This is a genomic window from Bradyrhizobium sp. S69, assembly GCF_009766005.1.
Taxonomy (GTDB): Bacteria; Pseudomonadota; Alphaproteobacteria; order Rhizobiales; family Xanthobacteraceae; genus Bradyrhizobium.
On the sequence record NZ_LMUK01000046.1, the window covers coordinates 183,678 to 198,445 of the forward strand.

15 protein-coding genes are annotated in these 14,768 nt (G+C 62.6%); 8 read left to right on the forward strand and 7 right to left on the reverse strand.

Translation table 11 applies throughout. The annotated features are described in order from the left end of the window. Positions 1–2 precede the first annotated feature (2 nt). The 3 genes from GSQ88_RS25595 to GSQ88_RS25605 all read right to left on the reverse strand — a co-directional run bounded on the left by GSQ88_RS25595 (position 3) and on the right by GSQ88_RS25605 (position 2,441). Positions 3–1,052 carry an aromatic ring-hydroxylating dioxygenase subunit alpha gene (locus tag GSQ88_RS25595; RefSeq protein ID WP_159010552.1) on the reverse strand — a complete coding sequence of 350 codons (1,050 nt, stop codon included), beginning with the start codon at positions 1,050–1,052 and terminating at the stop codon, positions 3–5. Between the two features lie 197 nt (positions 1,053–1,249). Then, positions 1,250–2,092 carry an AAA family ATPase gene (locus GSQ88_RS25600; RefSeq protein ID WP_159010553.1) on the reverse strand — a complete coding sequence of 281 codons (843 nt, stop codon included), beginning with the start codon at positions 2,090–2,092 and terminating at the stop codon, positions 1,250–1,252. Between the two features lie 103 nt (positions 2,093–2,195). Continuing rightward, the gene (locus GSQ88_RS25605; RefSeq protein WP_159010554.1) at positions 2,196–2,441 is read right to left on the reverse strand and encodes a GlsB/YeaQ/YmgE family stress response membrane protein; all 246 of its coding nucleotides are present in this window, start codon (positions 2,439–2,441) and stop codon (positions 2,196–2,198) included. Positions 2,442–2,595: 154 nt separating this feature from the next. Between GSQ88_RS25605 and GSQ88_RS25610 the strand changes: the two genes are divergently transcribed. The 3 genes from GSQ88_RS25610 (at position 2,596) to sseA (ending at position 5,204) form a co-directional block, all read left to right on the forward strand. Further along, positions 2,596–3,771, forward strand: a complete 1,176-nt coding sequence (locus GSQ88_RS25610) for a vWA domain-containing protein (RefSeq protein WP_159010555.1) — start codon at positions 2,596–2,598, stop codon at positions 3,769–3,771. A 50-nt stretch (positions 3,772–3,821) separates the two neighbouring features. Continuing rightward, the gene (locus GSQ88_RS25615) at positions 3,822–4,235 is read left to right on the forward strand and encodes a rhodanese-like domain-containing protein (RefSeq protein WP_159010556.1); all 414 of its coding nucleotides are present in this window, start codon (positions 3,822–3,824) and stop codon (positions 4,233–4,235) included. Between the two features lie 108 nt (positions 4,236–4,343). Continuing rightward, positions 4,344–5,204 carry a 3-mercaptopyruvate sulfurtransferase gene (sseA, locus tag GSQ88_RS25620; RefSeq protein WP_159010557.1) on the forward strand — a complete coding sequence of 287 codons (861 nt, stop codon included), beginning with the start codon at positions 4,344–4,346 and terminating at the stop codon, positions 5,202–5,204. A 42-nt stretch (positions 5,205–5,246) separates the two neighbouring features. On the opposite strand, the gene GSQ88_RS25625 is transcribed toward sseA, so the two are convergent. Then, positions 5,247–6,122, reverse strand: coding sequence for a hypothetical protein (locus GSQ88_RS25625; protein ID WP_159010558.1), 876 nt, complete (start codon positions 6,120–6,122; stop codon positions 5,247–5,249). Positions 6,123–6,479: 357 nt separating this feature from the next. Between GSQ88_RS25625 and GSQ88_RS25630 the strand changes: the two genes are divergently transcribed. Continuing rightward, entirely contained in the window at positions 6,480–7,601 is a 1,122-nt protein-coding gene (locus GSQ88_RS25630; protein WP_246785005.1) for a L,D-transpeptidase, read from the forward strand. 37 nt (positions 7,602–7,638) lie between these two features. Here GSQ88_RS25630 and GSQ88_RS25635 read toward each other — a convergent pair whose 3' ends face one another. Continuing rightward, on the reverse strand, positions 7,639–8,613 hold the full coding sequence (locus tag GSQ88_RS25635; protein ID WP_159010559.1) for a helix-turn-helix transcriptional regulator: 975 nt from the start codon (positions 8,611–8,613) through the stop codon (positions 7,639–7,641). A 99-nt stretch (positions 8,614–8,712) separates the two neighbouring features. On the opposite strand from GSQ88_RS25635, the gene GSQ88_RS25640 reads away from it, so the two are divergent. Then, positions 8,713–9,354 carry a glutathione S-transferase family protein gene (locus GSQ88_RS25640; RefSeq protein ID WP_159010560.1) on the forward strand — a complete coding sequence of 214 codons (642 nt, stop codon included), beginning with the start codon at positions 8,713–8,715 and terminating at the stop codon, positions 9,352–9,354. Positions 9,355–9,363: 9 nt separating this feature from the next. Here the strand turns inward: GSQ88_RS25640 and GSQ88_RS25645 are convergent, their stop codons facing one another. After that, a complete protein-coding gene (locus tag GSQ88_RS25645; RefSeq protein ID WP_159010561.1) occupies positions 9,364–10,323 on the reverse strand; it encodes a D-2-hydroxyacid dehydrogenase family protein in 960 nt (319 codons plus the stop codon). Positions 10,324–10,460: 137 nt separating this feature from the next. Beyond that, positions 10,461–10,721 carry a hypothetical protein gene (locus tag GSQ88_RS25650; protein ID WP_159010959.1) on the reverse strand — a complete coding sequence of 87 codons (261 nt, stop codon included), beginning with the start codon at positions 10,719–10,721 and terminating at the stop codon, positions 10,461–10,463. Between the two features lie 264 nt (positions 10,722–10,985). Between GSQ88_RS25650 and ettA the strand changes: the two genes are divergently transcribed. The 3 genes from ettA to GSQ88_RS25665 are packed head-to-tail and all read left to right on the forward strand — an operon-like array spanning position 10,986 to position 14,712. Next, on the forward strand, positions 10,986–12,635 hold the full coding sequence (gene ettA / locus GSQ88_RS25655; protein ID WP_159010562.1) for an energy-dependent translational throttle protein EttA: 1,650 nt from the start codon (positions 10,986–10,988) through the stop codon (positions 12,633–12,635). A gap of 15 nt (positions 12,636–12,650) precedes the next feature. After that, complete coding sequence (gene tam, locus GSQ88_RS25660) at positions 12,651–13,421, forward strand: trans-aconitate 2-methyltransferase (RefSeq protein WP_159010563.1); 771 nt, start codon at positions 12,651–12,653, stop codon at positions 13,419–13,421. Positions 13,422–13,476: 55 nt separating this feature from the next. Next, positions 13,477–14,712: a lytic murein transglycosylase gene (locus GSQ88_RS25665; protein WP_159010564.1), complete on the forward strand. Its 1,236-nt coding sequence runs from the start codon at positions 13,477–13,479 to the stop codon at positions 14,710–14,712. Positions 14,713–14,768: the final 56 nt, after the last annotated feature.

Consider the following 14,768-nt stretch of genomic DNA (forward strand, 5'->3'; position numbering starts at 1 on the left):
ATTTATTCCGCCGCCTGCGCGTTGCGCGGCGAGGTCTCTCTGGCGACCATCCGGTCGATCACGCGACGTGCCCACATCGCGCCGGCGTCGATGTTGAGGTTGTAGAAAGTGCGATCCGGGTTTTCGCTGATGGCGCGCTGCTGCGCCTCGAGGATGATTTCATCTTCATGGAAGATGCCGGCTACGCCTTCGCGGATTTCGGTCGTCAGTTTCTGCTCGGTCCGCCGGTGATTGCGCACGAAGGCCCAGAAATAGTGACAGGTGGTTTCGGTCTCCGGGGTCACGGTGTTGAGCACGAAGCCGTTGACGCCTTGCGAGCGGTTGCCTTCGAAGGCGCCGCTGCCGGCGGGCGCAACGCCGACATCGATATTGACGGTGCCGGGGGCCTGGAAATGGATGATCTGCCAGCGGTCGACCGGACCGGGTTTTTGCAATTGCGCGGCCCAGAATGGCGGCGCCTCGATGCCGTGCATCCAGCGCGTCACCGTCACGGCCTTTTCGCCGTGGGTGACTTCGAACGGCGCTTCGGCGACGTGATCGTTGCCGATGCTGGAGCCGTGCACGAAAGTCTCGTGAGTGAGATCCATCAGGTTGTCGACCACCAGGCGATAATCGCATTTGACGTGGATGGTCTTGCCGTCGCCGGCCCAGTCGGGATCGTCGTTCCAGTGCATGTCGGGGACCAGCGCCGGATCGGCCAGCGCCGGGTCGCCCATCCAAAGCCAGACAAAGCGATGCCGCTCCACCACGGGATAAGCGCGCACGCAGGCCGATGGATTTATGGTCTGCTGCGAGGGCATGTAGGTGCAGCGGCCCTGCGCATTGTATTTCAGTCCGTGATAGCCGCAGACCACGGTATCGCCGTCGAGGCGTCCTTTCGACAACGGCACCAGGCGATGCCAGCAGGCGTCTTCCAGAGCGCTGATCTGCCCGTTGGCTTGCCGGTACATCACGACATGCTTGCCGCAGATGGTTCGGGGGAACAGTTCACGCTTGAGATCGACGTCCCAGGCAGCGGCGTACCAAGCGTTGAGTGGGAACGATGCGGGCACGGCTGTGACCTCCGGATATCCGTTCTATGAACTCATTATGTATACATATATCTCGATAATTTGGTATATTTCAAGAAAAAACCTTATTTTCCTTGGAAAATGTATACAGGTATGGCTTTTGTAACAAAAACCGCCCCCTCAAGCCAGGGAGCGGTTCAAAGTCCGGGAAACAGCCCGATCCGCGGGTAAAGGCGCGCTTACACCTCGCGGCGGCTCAGGAACGCCAGCCGTTCGAACAAATGCACGTCCTGCTCGTTTTTCAGGAGTGCGCCGTGCAGCGGCGGAATCAGTTTGCGCGGATCGCGTTCGCGCAACATTTCCGGGGTGATGTCCTCGTTGAGCAGCAGCTTGAGCCAGTCCAGAAGCTCCGAGGTCGAAGGCTTCTTCTTCAGGCCGGGCACTTCCCGCACCTCGAAGAAGATCCGCAGCGCCTCTTCCACCATACGCTTCTTGATGCCGGGGAAATGCACGTCGACGATCTTGTTCATGGTGTCGACGTCGGGGAACTTGATGTAGTGGAAAAAACAACGGCGCAGGAATGCGTCCGGCAGTTCCTTTTCATTGTTCGAGGTGATCATCACGATCGGGCGAATCTTGGCCTTGATGCTCTCACCGGTCTCGTAGACGAAGAACTCCATGCGATCGAGTTCGAGCAGCAGGTCGTTGGGAAACTCGATATCGGCCTTGTCGATTTCGTCGATCAGCAGCACCGGGCGCTTGTCATGGGTGAAGGCTTCCCACAATTTGCCGCGCCTGATGTAGTTGGAGATGTCCGACACCTTGCTGTCGCCGAGCTGGCTGTCGCGCAGCCGCGACACCGCGTCGTATTCGTAAAGCCCTTGCTGGGCCTTGGTGGTGGATTTGATGTGCCAGGTCAGAAGCGGCGCGCCGAGCGCCTTGGCGACTTCCTCGGCAAGCACGGTCTTGCCGGTGCCGGGTTCGCCTTTGATCAACAGCGGGCGTTCGAGCACGATCGAGGCGTTGACGGCGATCTTGAGGTCATCGGTGGCGACGTAGTCCTTGGTACCGGTAAATTTCATCGAGGTGTTGCCTTATTGTTTGTTCTTGAGCGCATCGATGCGCCTCGGTCCGAACAGGCGACGACCGCCGGATCGGCGGTCGTCGCGGAGATGAAGTTTTCAGTCAGGCGCGTCTGACCAGCGAGAGGATGACGAGCACGATCACCGCGCCGACCGTGGCGTCGATGATTTGGCCGAGCGTGCCCGCGGCGAGTACGACGCCGAGCCGCGGCAGCAGCCAACCGGCCACCAGCGCGCCGATGATGCCGACCACGATGTTTCCGATCAGCCCAAAACCGGCGCCGCGCACGATCAGCCCGGCGAGCCAGCCGGCGATCGCGCCGATCACGAGTGCCGCTAAAATACCCATTAAGTATGCCCCGTTCAAAGCCCTTGGTCGGGCAATTCTAGTTGAAAAACCCGGCAGGTCTAGGCCTGCCGGTCCGGGGATGACTGAGGGATGGCTGCAGGACGACGAGAGGGAGCCCCTTGACGTACGGGGTTCGACGGGCAATCTGTACGCCATGTTCCTGCAATTCTTTACATCGCTGCGCGATGCCCAGGTCCCCGTGACCTTGCGCGAATATCTGACGCTGATGGAAGCGCTCGACGCCGACCTCGCCGAGCAGACCGTCGAGAATTTTTACTATCTGTCGCGCGCCGCGCTGGTAAAGGACGAGCGCAATCTCGACAAGTTCGATCGCGTGTTCGGCACCGTGTTCAAGGGGCTGGAAAGCCTGCTCGATGCGATGGAGAAGGCGGACATTCCAGCCGAATGGCTCAAGAAGCTCGCGGAAAAATACCTCACCGAGGAAGAGAAGAAGCAGATCGAGGCGCTGGGCTGGGACAAGCTCATGGAGACGTTGCGCGAGCGGCTGAAGGAACAGAAGGGCCGGCATCAGGGCGGCAACAAGTGGATCGGCACCGCCGGCACCTCGCCATTCGGTGCCGAAGGCTACAATCCCGAGGGCATCCGCATCGGCCAGGAGAAGAACCGCAACAATCGCGCGGTGAAGGTCTGGGACAAGCGCGAATTTAGAGATCTCGACGGCAATGTCGAGCTCGGCATTCGCAACATCAAGATCGCGCTGCGGCGGTTGCGCAAATTCGCCCGCACTGGTGCGCCCGACGAACTCGACCTCGACACCACCATCAAGGAAACCGCCAACCACGGCTATCTCGATGTGCACATGCGCCCCGAGCGGCGCAACGCGGTCAAGGTGCTGGTGTTCTTCGACATCGGCGGCTCGATGGATTCGCATATCGAGCAGGTCGAGGAGCTGTTCTCCGCCGCCAAGAGCGAATTCAAGCACATGGAATATTTCTACTTCCACAATTGCCTTTATGAAGGCGTCTGGAAGCAGAACAAGCGGCGCTTCACCGACCGCACTCCGACCTGGGACGTGCTGCATAAATACCCGCACGACTACAAAGTGGTGTTTGTCGGCGACGCCTCGATGTCGCCGTATGAAGTGATGGTGCCGGGCGGCTCGGTCGAGCATGTCAATGAAGAGGCCGGATCGGTCTGGCTCGATCGCATCACCCGGACCTATGCACATGCGGTGTGGCTCAATCCGGTAGCGCAGAAACACTGGGATTATTCGGAATCCACCACCATCATTCGCCGGTTGTTTTCGGACCGCATGTTCCCGATCACGATCGAAGGTCTCGAAGGCGCGATGAAGGAATTGGTGCGCTAGAAGTAGACGCGACCGCCGTCGTTCGACGCCAACAATTCGAAGGGAGAAAAATGCCCCAGGCCATCCATCGCGGTATCAAATCCCTGATCGACGAAGCCAATGCCGAGATCGAGACGGTGAGTGCTGCGGATGCGATCAAGGCGGCGCAAAGCCCCGACGTCGTGATCGTCGATATCCGTGACCCCCGCGAGATCGAGCGCGACGGCAAAATTCCGGGCGCGTTCTCCTGTACCCGCGGCATGCTGGAATTCTGGATCGATCCGGCGAGCCCCTATGCCAAGCCGATCTTTCAGGAAGACAAGAAATTCATCTTCCATTGCGCCGGCGGCATGCGCTCGGCGCTCGCGGCCAAGACCGCGCAGGACATGGGCCTGAAGCCGGTCGCGCATATGGGCGGCGGCTTTGCCGCCTGGCGCGACGCCGGCGGTGCGATCGAGAAGTGGGAGCCGAAGAAGAAGGGTTAGATCAATCGTCACACGCGGGCTTGACCCGCGTGTCCATCGCTTCAGAGGGATGGATTGCCGGATCAAGTCCGGCAATGACGTCTCAGGGAAATGCCGGGAGCTACACGCATGACCACCGCCACCGACGATCCGCTGGTCACCACGGACTGGCTCTCCGCCCATCTCGACGATCCCAAGGTCAAGGTGATCGATGCGTCGTTCAAGCTGCCGGGCGTGTTGCCGCTGCCGATCGACGATTATCTCGCCGCCCATATTCCGGGCGCGGTGTTTTTCGATGTCGACGCGATCTCGAACCACAACAATCCGCGACCGCATATGTTTCCCGACGCGGCGCAGTTCGCGCGTGACATCGCAGCGCTTGGTATTTCCTCCGGCGATACCGTGGTCGCCTATGATTCCGGCGGTTGGGTTGCCGCGCCCCGGGCGTGGTGGATGTTCCTGTCGTTCGGCCATCCCAACATCAAGGTGCTGGATGGCGGCCTGAAGAAATGGACGCGCGAGGGACGCCCGACCCATTCCGGCAAGATCACGCCGAAGCCGGGAAAATTCACGGCCAAACTCGATCCAGGCGCCATCCGCAGTCAACAGCAGGTCGAGGCCAATATCGAGACGCGTGCCGAGCAAGTGGTCGATGCGCGCCCGCGCGGGCGTTTCGAAGGTACCGTCCCGGAGCCACGGCCGGAGTCCCGCTCCGGCCACATACCGGGCAGCCGCAGCGTGCCCTATGCCGGATTGTTCGACGCGGAGACCGGCGCGATGAAGCCGCTCGATGCGTTGCGCCAGGCGTTCACGGGCTCCGGCGTCGACCTGACAAAACCGATCGTGACCAGCTGCGGCTCCGGCGTCTCCGCACTGGTGCTGACGTTGGCGCTTTATCGCCTCGGCGTGCGCGGTACCGCGCTGTACGACGGTTCATGGTCCGAATGGGGTCTGCCGGACGGGCCACCGATCGCCACCGGCCCGGCCTGATCTAATCGGGCGGGTTTAATCCGGCAGGTCTGAGGAGTCCGTTCAGCGCGTGGTGGTGGCGACCGGCTGACCGAATGGATCGAGCTGCGTCGTTTGCCTTACCAGAGGGCGCACGACGATCCGGGGGCGCCGGGCTTCGCGCCGGGCGCGCTGGCGCTTCTTGACGGCGCTATCGTCGGATTTTGCGCTATCGGGCTTTGTCTTGGATGGCTCGATCGTCACCGGCGGGCCGCCCAGCGTGGCAATCCTGGTCGAGATGCCGTTGGGGTCTACCGGGATCGGCGCGCTCGCTGGTTCAGGAGCAGCTTGAGGCGCGGCATGTTCGGTCGAGGCTTGTTCGTGAGAGGCTTCAGCAATTTCGACGGCGGGAGCGGGAGCAGCCTCGCTTGTCGGCTGCTGCGCGGTCGTGGTCGGGTCACCGGCCGCCGGCGCATCGGTTGCGGCCTGCGGTGGAGTTTCCGTGACCGCGGCTTCGGGCATCGCGGCTTCCGGTCGGGCCGTCTGTTTGGTCGTCTCTTGTGGCGATGATTCCACCGCCGGCAGTGCGGCGATCTTTTCCGGCGCGGAGGCAGGCTCGGTTGCGACGGTCGCGGTTTGATCGACCGATGCGGTCGCCGGCGCGGCGTCCGAGGCCGGCTGGTCGGCCTTCAGTATTTCCTTCGGTGTTTCCTTGGGTGTTTCCTTGGGCGTGTCTTTAGGCGGGTCGTCGACGCGCAACATGGCCAGCACCGGCTGTGAGCCCGGTTGTGCGGCCGGGCGGCTTTGCGCAAACCGGGTTTCGGGGGGCGGCTGCCAGGAGGGCGTGCTGGCAAACTCCTCGTGCGCGGTACGAAGCAACGCCGCGGCGCCGAACCCGAAGACCAGGACCGACATCGACAGCACGATCGCAGCGAACAGAAAACGAAAACCGGGAAGCATGGACGCCAAGTTCCGCTTCGCGAGATAAGCGAAGGCCTTTGAGCTGTCGGGAACGCGGTGATGACCGAAGGGTCGCCCTCAACCACGCAACCGGCACGGCCAGCGCGCAGCGAATCAGGATAATCAGAGGATAGCGTAACGCCTTCGCGGCGTTTGTTAAAAATGATCGGGGCTAATCCCCGGCCGGCCGGTCCGCGAAGCTTTGCTGAATGGTGCGGCTTGATGGCAACGGTGATGCCGGGAACATCACAAATGCCGGAACCTGCTGCGAATTAAGCTGATTTGTCTTGAATGCGCCGCTATCTTCGGTCAATTGCCTTAACGATCCGGTGTCGGCTTGGGGACTATACAAGAGCGATGATGATCAGACACATTTTGACGGTTTGTGCCGTCGCGGCGGCGGGCGCGGCGGCGACTTCGCTCGCCGAGGCTCAGAGCTATCCGGTTCCCCCCGGCGCGGTCTATTCACCCTATCCGCCCGCCGGCGGCCCGCCCAGCTATCGCCGCGGCGCCCCCGATTTCGACGCGCTCGATGAAGAGGACGAGGGGCCGGCCCCGCTGCCGCCGCCCGGCCCGGTGATGTCACCGGATGATCCGCGCTATGGCCGCCCGATGGGCGCTCCGCCGGCTTATTCCGACCGCAGCGTGCCGACCGGTCCGGTGATGTCGCCTGATGACCCGCGTTATGGCCGTCCGGCTGGACCGCCCCCGGTGATCTATTCAAACGGCGGCAATGGCGGCCCGCCGCCGGCCAACGACGGTTTGCGTCCCCCTAGCGGTGTCACCGGCTCGGTCGAGCAGGCTCCCGTGGGCGCCGACGGCAAGCCGATGGTGATGTCCGCGCTGCCCGCCGATGAACAGCCCGAAACCGGTCCGGCGCAGCTCGCGCCAAACCTGCGTCGGCAGGAAGTCGCGTTCCCGACCAAGGAGCCGGCTGGGACGCTGGTCGTCGATACCCCGAACACCTACCTCTATTACGTGCTGGGTGGCGGACGCGCGATCCGCTACGGCGTCCGTGTCGGCCGCGATGGTTTCACCTGGACCGGGGTGCAGAAGATCACCCGCAAGGCCGAGTGGCCGGATTGGCATCCGCCGCCGGAGATGATCGACCGCCAGCCCTATCTGCCGCGCTTCATGGCGGGCGGCCCGGGCAATCCGCTTGGCGCACGCGCGATGTATCTGGGTTCGACCGTGTACCGGATCCACGGCACCAACCAACCCTCGACCATCGGTAAGTTCGTCTCGTCGGGCTGCATCGGCATGCTGAACGATGACGTCTCGGACCTGTTCGATCGCGTCAAGGTCGGCACCCGCGTGGTCGTGATGCCCGGCAACCCGCCGGCTGCATTGGCCTCGGCGCAGGCGGTGCCCGGACCGAACGCCGGTGGGCCGGCATATAGCGGGCCGTCAGGGCCTGTCCCGGGCGGCGTTCAGCCAACCGTGGTGCCGCCGCTGCCCGCGCCGGTTACGGTGCGGTAGCAGCCCTCGCAATCTCGCTTGTCCTGCACATAAGCGTTCAGGACAGGCGGTGGTTGTCGTAGCGGTCGTGCAAATTCCTGATCGCATCGCGCATTTTTTCCCGCAATTCAGGCGGACCGAGCACTTCGGCGTCGATGCCAAAACGCAGCAATTGGCTTGTCGCCTGCCATAACGATCCGACCGGCATGACCACGGTGCGATAGCCGTCCGCGTCGGCCTCTCCGATTTCGGTCAGTGCGCTCACAAATGTCGACGTCAGCGGCTCCAGCATCTTGAAGCCAATTGGCGACAGGCGGACCGTGGCCCGATTTGGGTGCAGCTTGTTTTCCAGCCGCTCGATGCTCTGCGTCCAATACGATTCCAGATTGAAGTCCGCAGGCCGCTCGAACGTATCGTCCAGTACTCTCAGCTCGCGGACCCTGGCGATCCGGTACGTTCGGGCGCTATTGCCGACCAGCCCCACGAGATACCAAGCCCCGCTCTTGAGCACGAGGCCGAGCGGCGCCACCGTTCGGGATGTCTCGGCTTTCCAGCTGCGATAGCGAATTTCGATCAGCAACTGGTTCCAGACTGCGACGGCGATTTCTTGCAGGTAGGGCGGCAGCTCCTTTTCATAGAACCAGCCGGGCGCATCGAGATGAAAGCATACCCGCGTCCGTTCGGCGGCGGCTCGCATGTCGATGGGCAGCGCTGCGGTGAGCTTGAGCTGGGCTGCGGCCATGACCGAGCCAAGGCCGAGCGCGGCCGCAGGTCCAGCCAGGCCGGCGAAGGACAAGCTTCGCGCCTCCTCGAGCGATAGGCCGTTGAGACGGGTCCGGTATCCCTCGAGCAGGCGATATCCGCCCGTCGAACCACGGTCGCTGTAGACCGGCACGCCCGAGGCGCTCAGGGCGTCGATGTCCCGGTAGATGGTTCGAAGCGACACCTCGCATTGGTCGGCGAGCGCCTGCGCCGTCACGCGTCCGCGGGCTTGCAGGGTCATCAGGATCGACAAAAGGCGGCTGGCGCGCATCGGGATAATCTAATCCAACCTGACAAAAGATGACAGGTATGGGGCGCTAGGGTGGGTCCGATACCAAGACCAGTCCAACGATCAATCCAGGAGCTCGTGATGACGGATGCCGACACCATCACCCTTTTTCATTCTCCCCAATCGCGTTCCTCCGGTGCGCTGACCCTCCTCGAAGAACTCGGAGCCCCCAACCAACTTCACGTCCTGAACATGAAGGCGGGCGAGCAACGGCGCCCGGAATATTTAGCAATTAATCCGCTCGGCAAGGTTCCCGCGATCCTGCATCGTGGCGAACTGGTCACGGAACAGGTGGCAATCTTCATCTACCTGGCGGATTTGTTTCCTGCTGCCGGATTCGCTCCGGTCATCGGGGATACCCGGCGCGGCGCCTATCTGCGCTGGCTGATCTATTATGCCTCGTGCTACGAGCCCGCGTTGGTCGATCGCGCCATGCAGCGCGAACCCGCGCCGCACGCCACTTCTCCCTATGGGACGTTCGACACGATGCTTGAAACCATCGTTAGCCAGATCAGGGACCAGCCCTATTTGCTAGGCGACACGATTTCGGCCGCTGACATTCTCTGGGGCAATGCGTTGAACTGGGGCGTGATGTTCAAACTGGTGCCCGAAGAGAAGGCCGTCATCGATTATGTCGCCCGGATCGTGCAGCGGCCAGCCGCGATCAAGGTGACGTCGATGGATGCCGAGCTAGCGGCCGAGCACCAGAAGGCCCTCGGCTAGCCGGTTGGATCAGGCCAGCTTCCGCAATATGTCGCCCTTGAACCAGGCGTCGATGCCTTCGACCATCTGGCGGTAGTGGTTGCTGAAGCTTTCCTGGGTGACGTAGCCGAGATGCGGCGTCAGCACGATGTTGTCGAGCTTGCGGAACGGGTTATCGACCGGCAGCGGCTCGACCGAGAACACGTCGATCGCGGCGCCTGCGATTTGGCGCTGCTGCAGCGTCTTGAGCAGGGCCGCTTCATCGACGATCGGTCCGCGCGCGGTGTTGACGAGGTAGGATGTCGGCTTCATGCGCGCCAGATCGTCGGTGCCGACCAGTCCGCGCGAGCGTTGGCTGAGCACGACATGAACGGTGATGATGTCGGCGGTCGAGAACAGCTCTTCCTTGGTAGCGTAACCGACGCCGGCCTCCTTGCAGCGCTCCGGCGTCAGGTTTGGGCTCCAGGCGATCACGTTCATGCCGAACGCCTGCGCCAGTTTCGACACCTTGGTGCCGAGCTTGCCGAGGCCGACCACGCCCAGCGTTTTGCCTTCGATCTCGATGCCGACGAATTTCTGCAACGGCTCGCCGGCGTGCATCCGTGCGTTCTCGCGGCCGATGTTGCGGGTCAGTTCCAGGATCAGGCCCATGGTCAGCGGCGCAGTGGGATCGCGCGCCCATTGGGTCCCGCACAGCACCACGCCATGGTCCTTGGCGGCTTCGATGTCGATCGCGGCGTTGCGCATCCCCGACGTGATCAGGAGCTTCAGCTTGGGCAAAGCGGCGAACAGCGCCCGCGGAAACGGCGTCCGCTCGCGCATCGCACAGATGATCTCGAAATCCTTCAGCGCGTCGGCGGCGGCCTCGGTCGAGGCGAACGGCTGGTTGAAGACCGTGATGTCGACGCGATCCTCGATTTTGGACCAGTCGGCGATCTCCAGGGTCAGATTGAGATAGTCGTCGAGAATGGCACAGCGCAGCCGCGTCATGGCGAAATCCGTTCATGGCGATGATGACGGCGGCAAACCGGCCGCCTTAGGAAGCGCCATGGTCGCGCGCAATATCTCTGCGTGCAAGCGTCGGCGGCTTAAAAAGCGGCAGCGATGACGAAAACGTCAGCGGGCGATCAGGCGGGTTGACGTGCCTTGCCAAGCGCCTTGGCGGCGCGGATTTCCGCGACCATCGATTGGACCGCGGGCGACAGTACCGCATGCTTGGCGCGGCAGGCCGGTCCGGGTCCGCGCATATAATGCAGTTCCGGCCGGTAGGGATCGAAGGCCCGGGCAAAGAACTGCCGCCAGAAGCCGCGGATCGCGGCATAAGGCTTGTCCTGAGCGTCACGGCCGGACGCCGGGGAAGAAATGGACGCGGAAACGATGCTTGCCAAGATACCTGCCATGACGTGGCCCCGCTGTTTCGCGCGCGGCTTCTGCCGCCGCGATGCGCCTGTTTCGGCGCTGGGAACGAGTTTTGGCCTGATTTATTAAAAGAAGGTTTCAATTGTCGTGATCCAGGGCACACATGGTGACGGACCCGTAATGATCCGTGGTGAACGGATCGAAAACGAAGCGCCACGGTTGCCCTTTGGGGGCCGCGCCGCTACATCAGCGGGCAGCAAATTTCCATAAATGCAACGGTTTCAGGGATCGCGATGGCTCGCCAGTTCGTCTATTTCATGCAGGGTCTGACCAAGAGCTACCCGACCCGCAAGGTGCTCGATAACGTCCATCTGTCGTTCTACCCCGACGCCAAGATCGGCGTGCTCGGCGTCAACGGCTCCGGCAAATCGACGCTGCTGCGGATCATGGCCGGCCTCGACAAGGAATATAACGGCGAAGCCTGGGTCGCCGAGGGCGCCCGGGTCGGCTACCTCGAGCAGGAGCCGCAACTCGACGCCAGCAAGACCGTGCGCGAGAACGTGATGCTGGGCGTCGCCAAGCAAAAGGCGATCCTCGACCGCTACAACGAACTGGCGATGAACTATTCGGAGGAAACCGCCGACGAGATGACCAAATTGCAGGACGAGATCGAGGCCCAGGGCCTCTGGGATCTCGACAGCAAGGTCGACCAGGCGATGGACGCGCTGCGCTGTCCGCCCGACGATTCCGATGTGACAAAACTCTCCGGCGGTGAGCGCCGCCGCGTCGCGCTCTGCAAGCTGCTGCTCGATCAGCCCGAACTGCTGCTGCTCGATGAGCCGACCAACCATCTCGACGCCGAATCGGTGTCTTGGCTGGAAGGCCATTTACGCAACTATCCCGGCGCGATCCTGATCGTGACCCATGACCGCTACTTCCTCGACAATGTCACGAGCTGGATTCTCGAACTCGATCGCGGCAAGGGCATTCCCTACGAGGGCAATTATTCGGCGTGGCTGGTGCAGAAGCAGAAGCGTCTCGCCCAGGAAGGCCGCGAGGACGTCGCGCATCAGAAAACGCTGTTGCGCGAACAGGAATGGATCGCCTCCTCGCCAAAGGCGCGCCAGGCCAAGTCCAAGGCGCGCTACCAGCGTTACGAAGAGCTGTTGAAGCAGGCCAGCGATAAGCAGACCCAGGGCGCACAGATCACGATTCCGGTGGCCGAGCGCCTCGGCCAGAACGTGGTCGACTTTGAAGGCCTCAGCAAAGGCTTCGGTGACCGCATGCTGATCGACGATCTCACCTTCAAGCTGCCGCCGGGTGGCATCGTCGGCGTGATCGGCCCCAACGGCGCCGGCAAGACCACGCTGTTCCGGATGATCACCAAGCAGGAGACGCCCGACAAGGGCGAGATCACCGTCGGCGAAAGCGTGCATCTCGGTTATGTCGACCAGTCGCGCGACGATCTCGACGGCAAGAAAAACGTCTGGGAGGAAATCTCCGGCGGCAACGAACTGATCCTGCTCGGCAAGAAGGAAGTGAACTCGCGCGGCTATTGCTCGTCGTTCAACTTCAAGGGCGCCGACCAGCAGAAGAAGGTCGGCTCCCTGTCGGGCGGTGAACGCAACCGGGTGCACCTCGCCAAGATGCTCAAGTCCGGCGCCAATGTGCTGCTGCTCGACGAACCGACCAACGACCTCGACGTCGATACGCTGCGCGCGCTGGAAGAGGCGCTGGAGGATTTTGCGGGTTGCGCCGTGATCATCAGCCATGACCGCTGGTTCCTCGACCGCATCGCCACGCATATTCTGGCGTTCGAGGGCGAAAGCCATGTCGAATGGTTCGAAGGCAATTTCCAGGACTACGAAAAAGACAAGATGCGTAGGCTCGGGCAGGACGCGATCATCCCGCACCGGGTGAAGTACAAGAAACTGACGCGATAGGCACAGGAGCCGGGCATGGCTGACTGGAGCGCAGAGCAATATCTCAAATTCGAGGACGAGCGGACGCGCCCGTCGCGTGATCTGTTGGTTCAAATTCCGGTCGCGGATGCCCGCAGGGTAGTCGATATCGGCTGCGGCCCGGGAAATTCGACCGAGCTTCTGGTCAAGCGCTGGCCGCAGGCGGCGGTGACCGGCATCGACACCTCGGCCGACATGCTGCGGCAGGCGCGTGAACGTCTGCCGGCCCAGAAGTTCATCGAAGCCAATGTCGCGCACTGGATGCCGCCGGAAAACACCGACGTCTTGTTCGCCAATGCGATCTTTCAATGGGTGCCGGGCCATCTCAGGCAATTGCAGCGGCTAACCGGCGCATTGCCGCGGGGCGGCGTGCTCGCGGTGCAGATGCCGGACAATCTCGACGAACCGGTCCATGTCCTGATGCGGGATGTCGCGCAATCCGGGCCGTGGCGCGAACAGCTCGCCGAGAAGGCGCGGGTTCGCGACGCGCTGCCGGCGCCGGGCGGCTATTACGACGCCTTGGGCCCGCTCTGCACGCGGCTCGATATCTGGCACACGATTTATAACCACGTGCTGGACGATGCCGCCGCGGTGGTGGAATGGGTCAAGGGGACTGGCCTGCGGCCATTCCTCGATCCGCTGGAAGCGCCCGAGCGCAAGCAATATATCACCGAATATTCCGCACGCATCGCGGCCGCCTATCCGCCGCAGGCGGACGGCAAGGTGCTGTTGCGGTTTCCGCGGATTTTCATCGTGGCGGTGAAGTAGGCGAGACCCGTCTTCAGTCTAGCGGCTGTCGCAACCCATGCAACGCGTGAGATTTATGAACGCTCTCAATCGGACGCTGATCGCGGCAGTGATGGTGGCGATGGCGTGCGGCTCATCGACAGCCTTCGCCGCCGACGCCGGCTTCACCCAGTTCATCGCCTCGCTGTGGCCGGAGGCGCAGGCCGCCGGGGTGTCGCGCGCGACGTTCGACAGCCAAACCCGCGGTCTCGAGCCGGATTACAAATTGCCCGATCTGATCCTGCCGGGGCGCCCTGCCACCGGCGCGCCGTCGCAGGCCGAGTTCGTGCAGGTGCCGGCGGATTATCTCAAGGAAGCGAGCATCGCGCGGCTGGCCGAAGAGGGGCAGCGGCTGATGCAGCAATATCACGACGCGCTTGCCGGGATCGAGAAGCGCTTCGGCGTGCCGCCCAGCATCGTACTGGCGATTTGGGGCCGTGAAACCGATTACGGCCGCTACAAGGAGCCCTACGATGCGCTCCGTGTGATGGCAACGCAGGCCTATGTCGGACGGCGCAAGGATCAGTATCGCAACGAATTTATCCTGGCGCTGAAGATCCTCGGCGATGGCGAGGTGAAGCGCCCGGACATGCGTGCATCCTGGGCCGGCGCCACCGGCCTCACCCAGTTCCTGCCGTCGGAATTTTATCAGCACGCGGTCGATTTCGATGGCGACGGCCGCCGCGACATCTGGAATTCGGTGCCGGACGCGCTCGCCTCCGCCGCGAAGCAATTGGTCAACAAGGGATGGCAGCCCGGCCTGCGCTGGGCCTATGAGGTGCAGGCGCCGGCCAATGCCGATTGCACGATGGGCGTACCCGAGGTGACAAAGCCGATCGGCGATTGGCTGCGCGCAGGCTTCGTGCCGGTGCGCGGGCAAAAGCTTAGCGCCGACGAACAGGCCCAGCCGGCGTCGCTGCTGCAGCCGGAAGGCATTTTTGGCCCGGCGTTTCTGACCACGAAGAATTATTTCGTCATCAAGGAATATAATTTTTCGGATCTCTACGTGCTGTATGTCGGTCATCTCAGCGACCGCATGACCAATCCGCAACCGTTCGCGACGCCATGGTCGGCCTCGACGCAATTGCGCACCGCCGACGTCGAAGCGATGCAGCGTCAGCTCACGCGCCTTGGCCTTTACAAGGACAAGCTCGACGGCAAGGCCGGGATGCAGACCCGCGCGGCGCTCGGCGCTTATCAGAAATCGGCGGGGCTGAAGGTGGATTGCTGGCCGAGCGAAACGGTATTGCGTTCGATGAGCGCGGCGCATTAGCGGGAGTGTGAGCGTTTCCCGGATGCCGCGCAGCACGCCGCGCTTGTAGCCCGGAT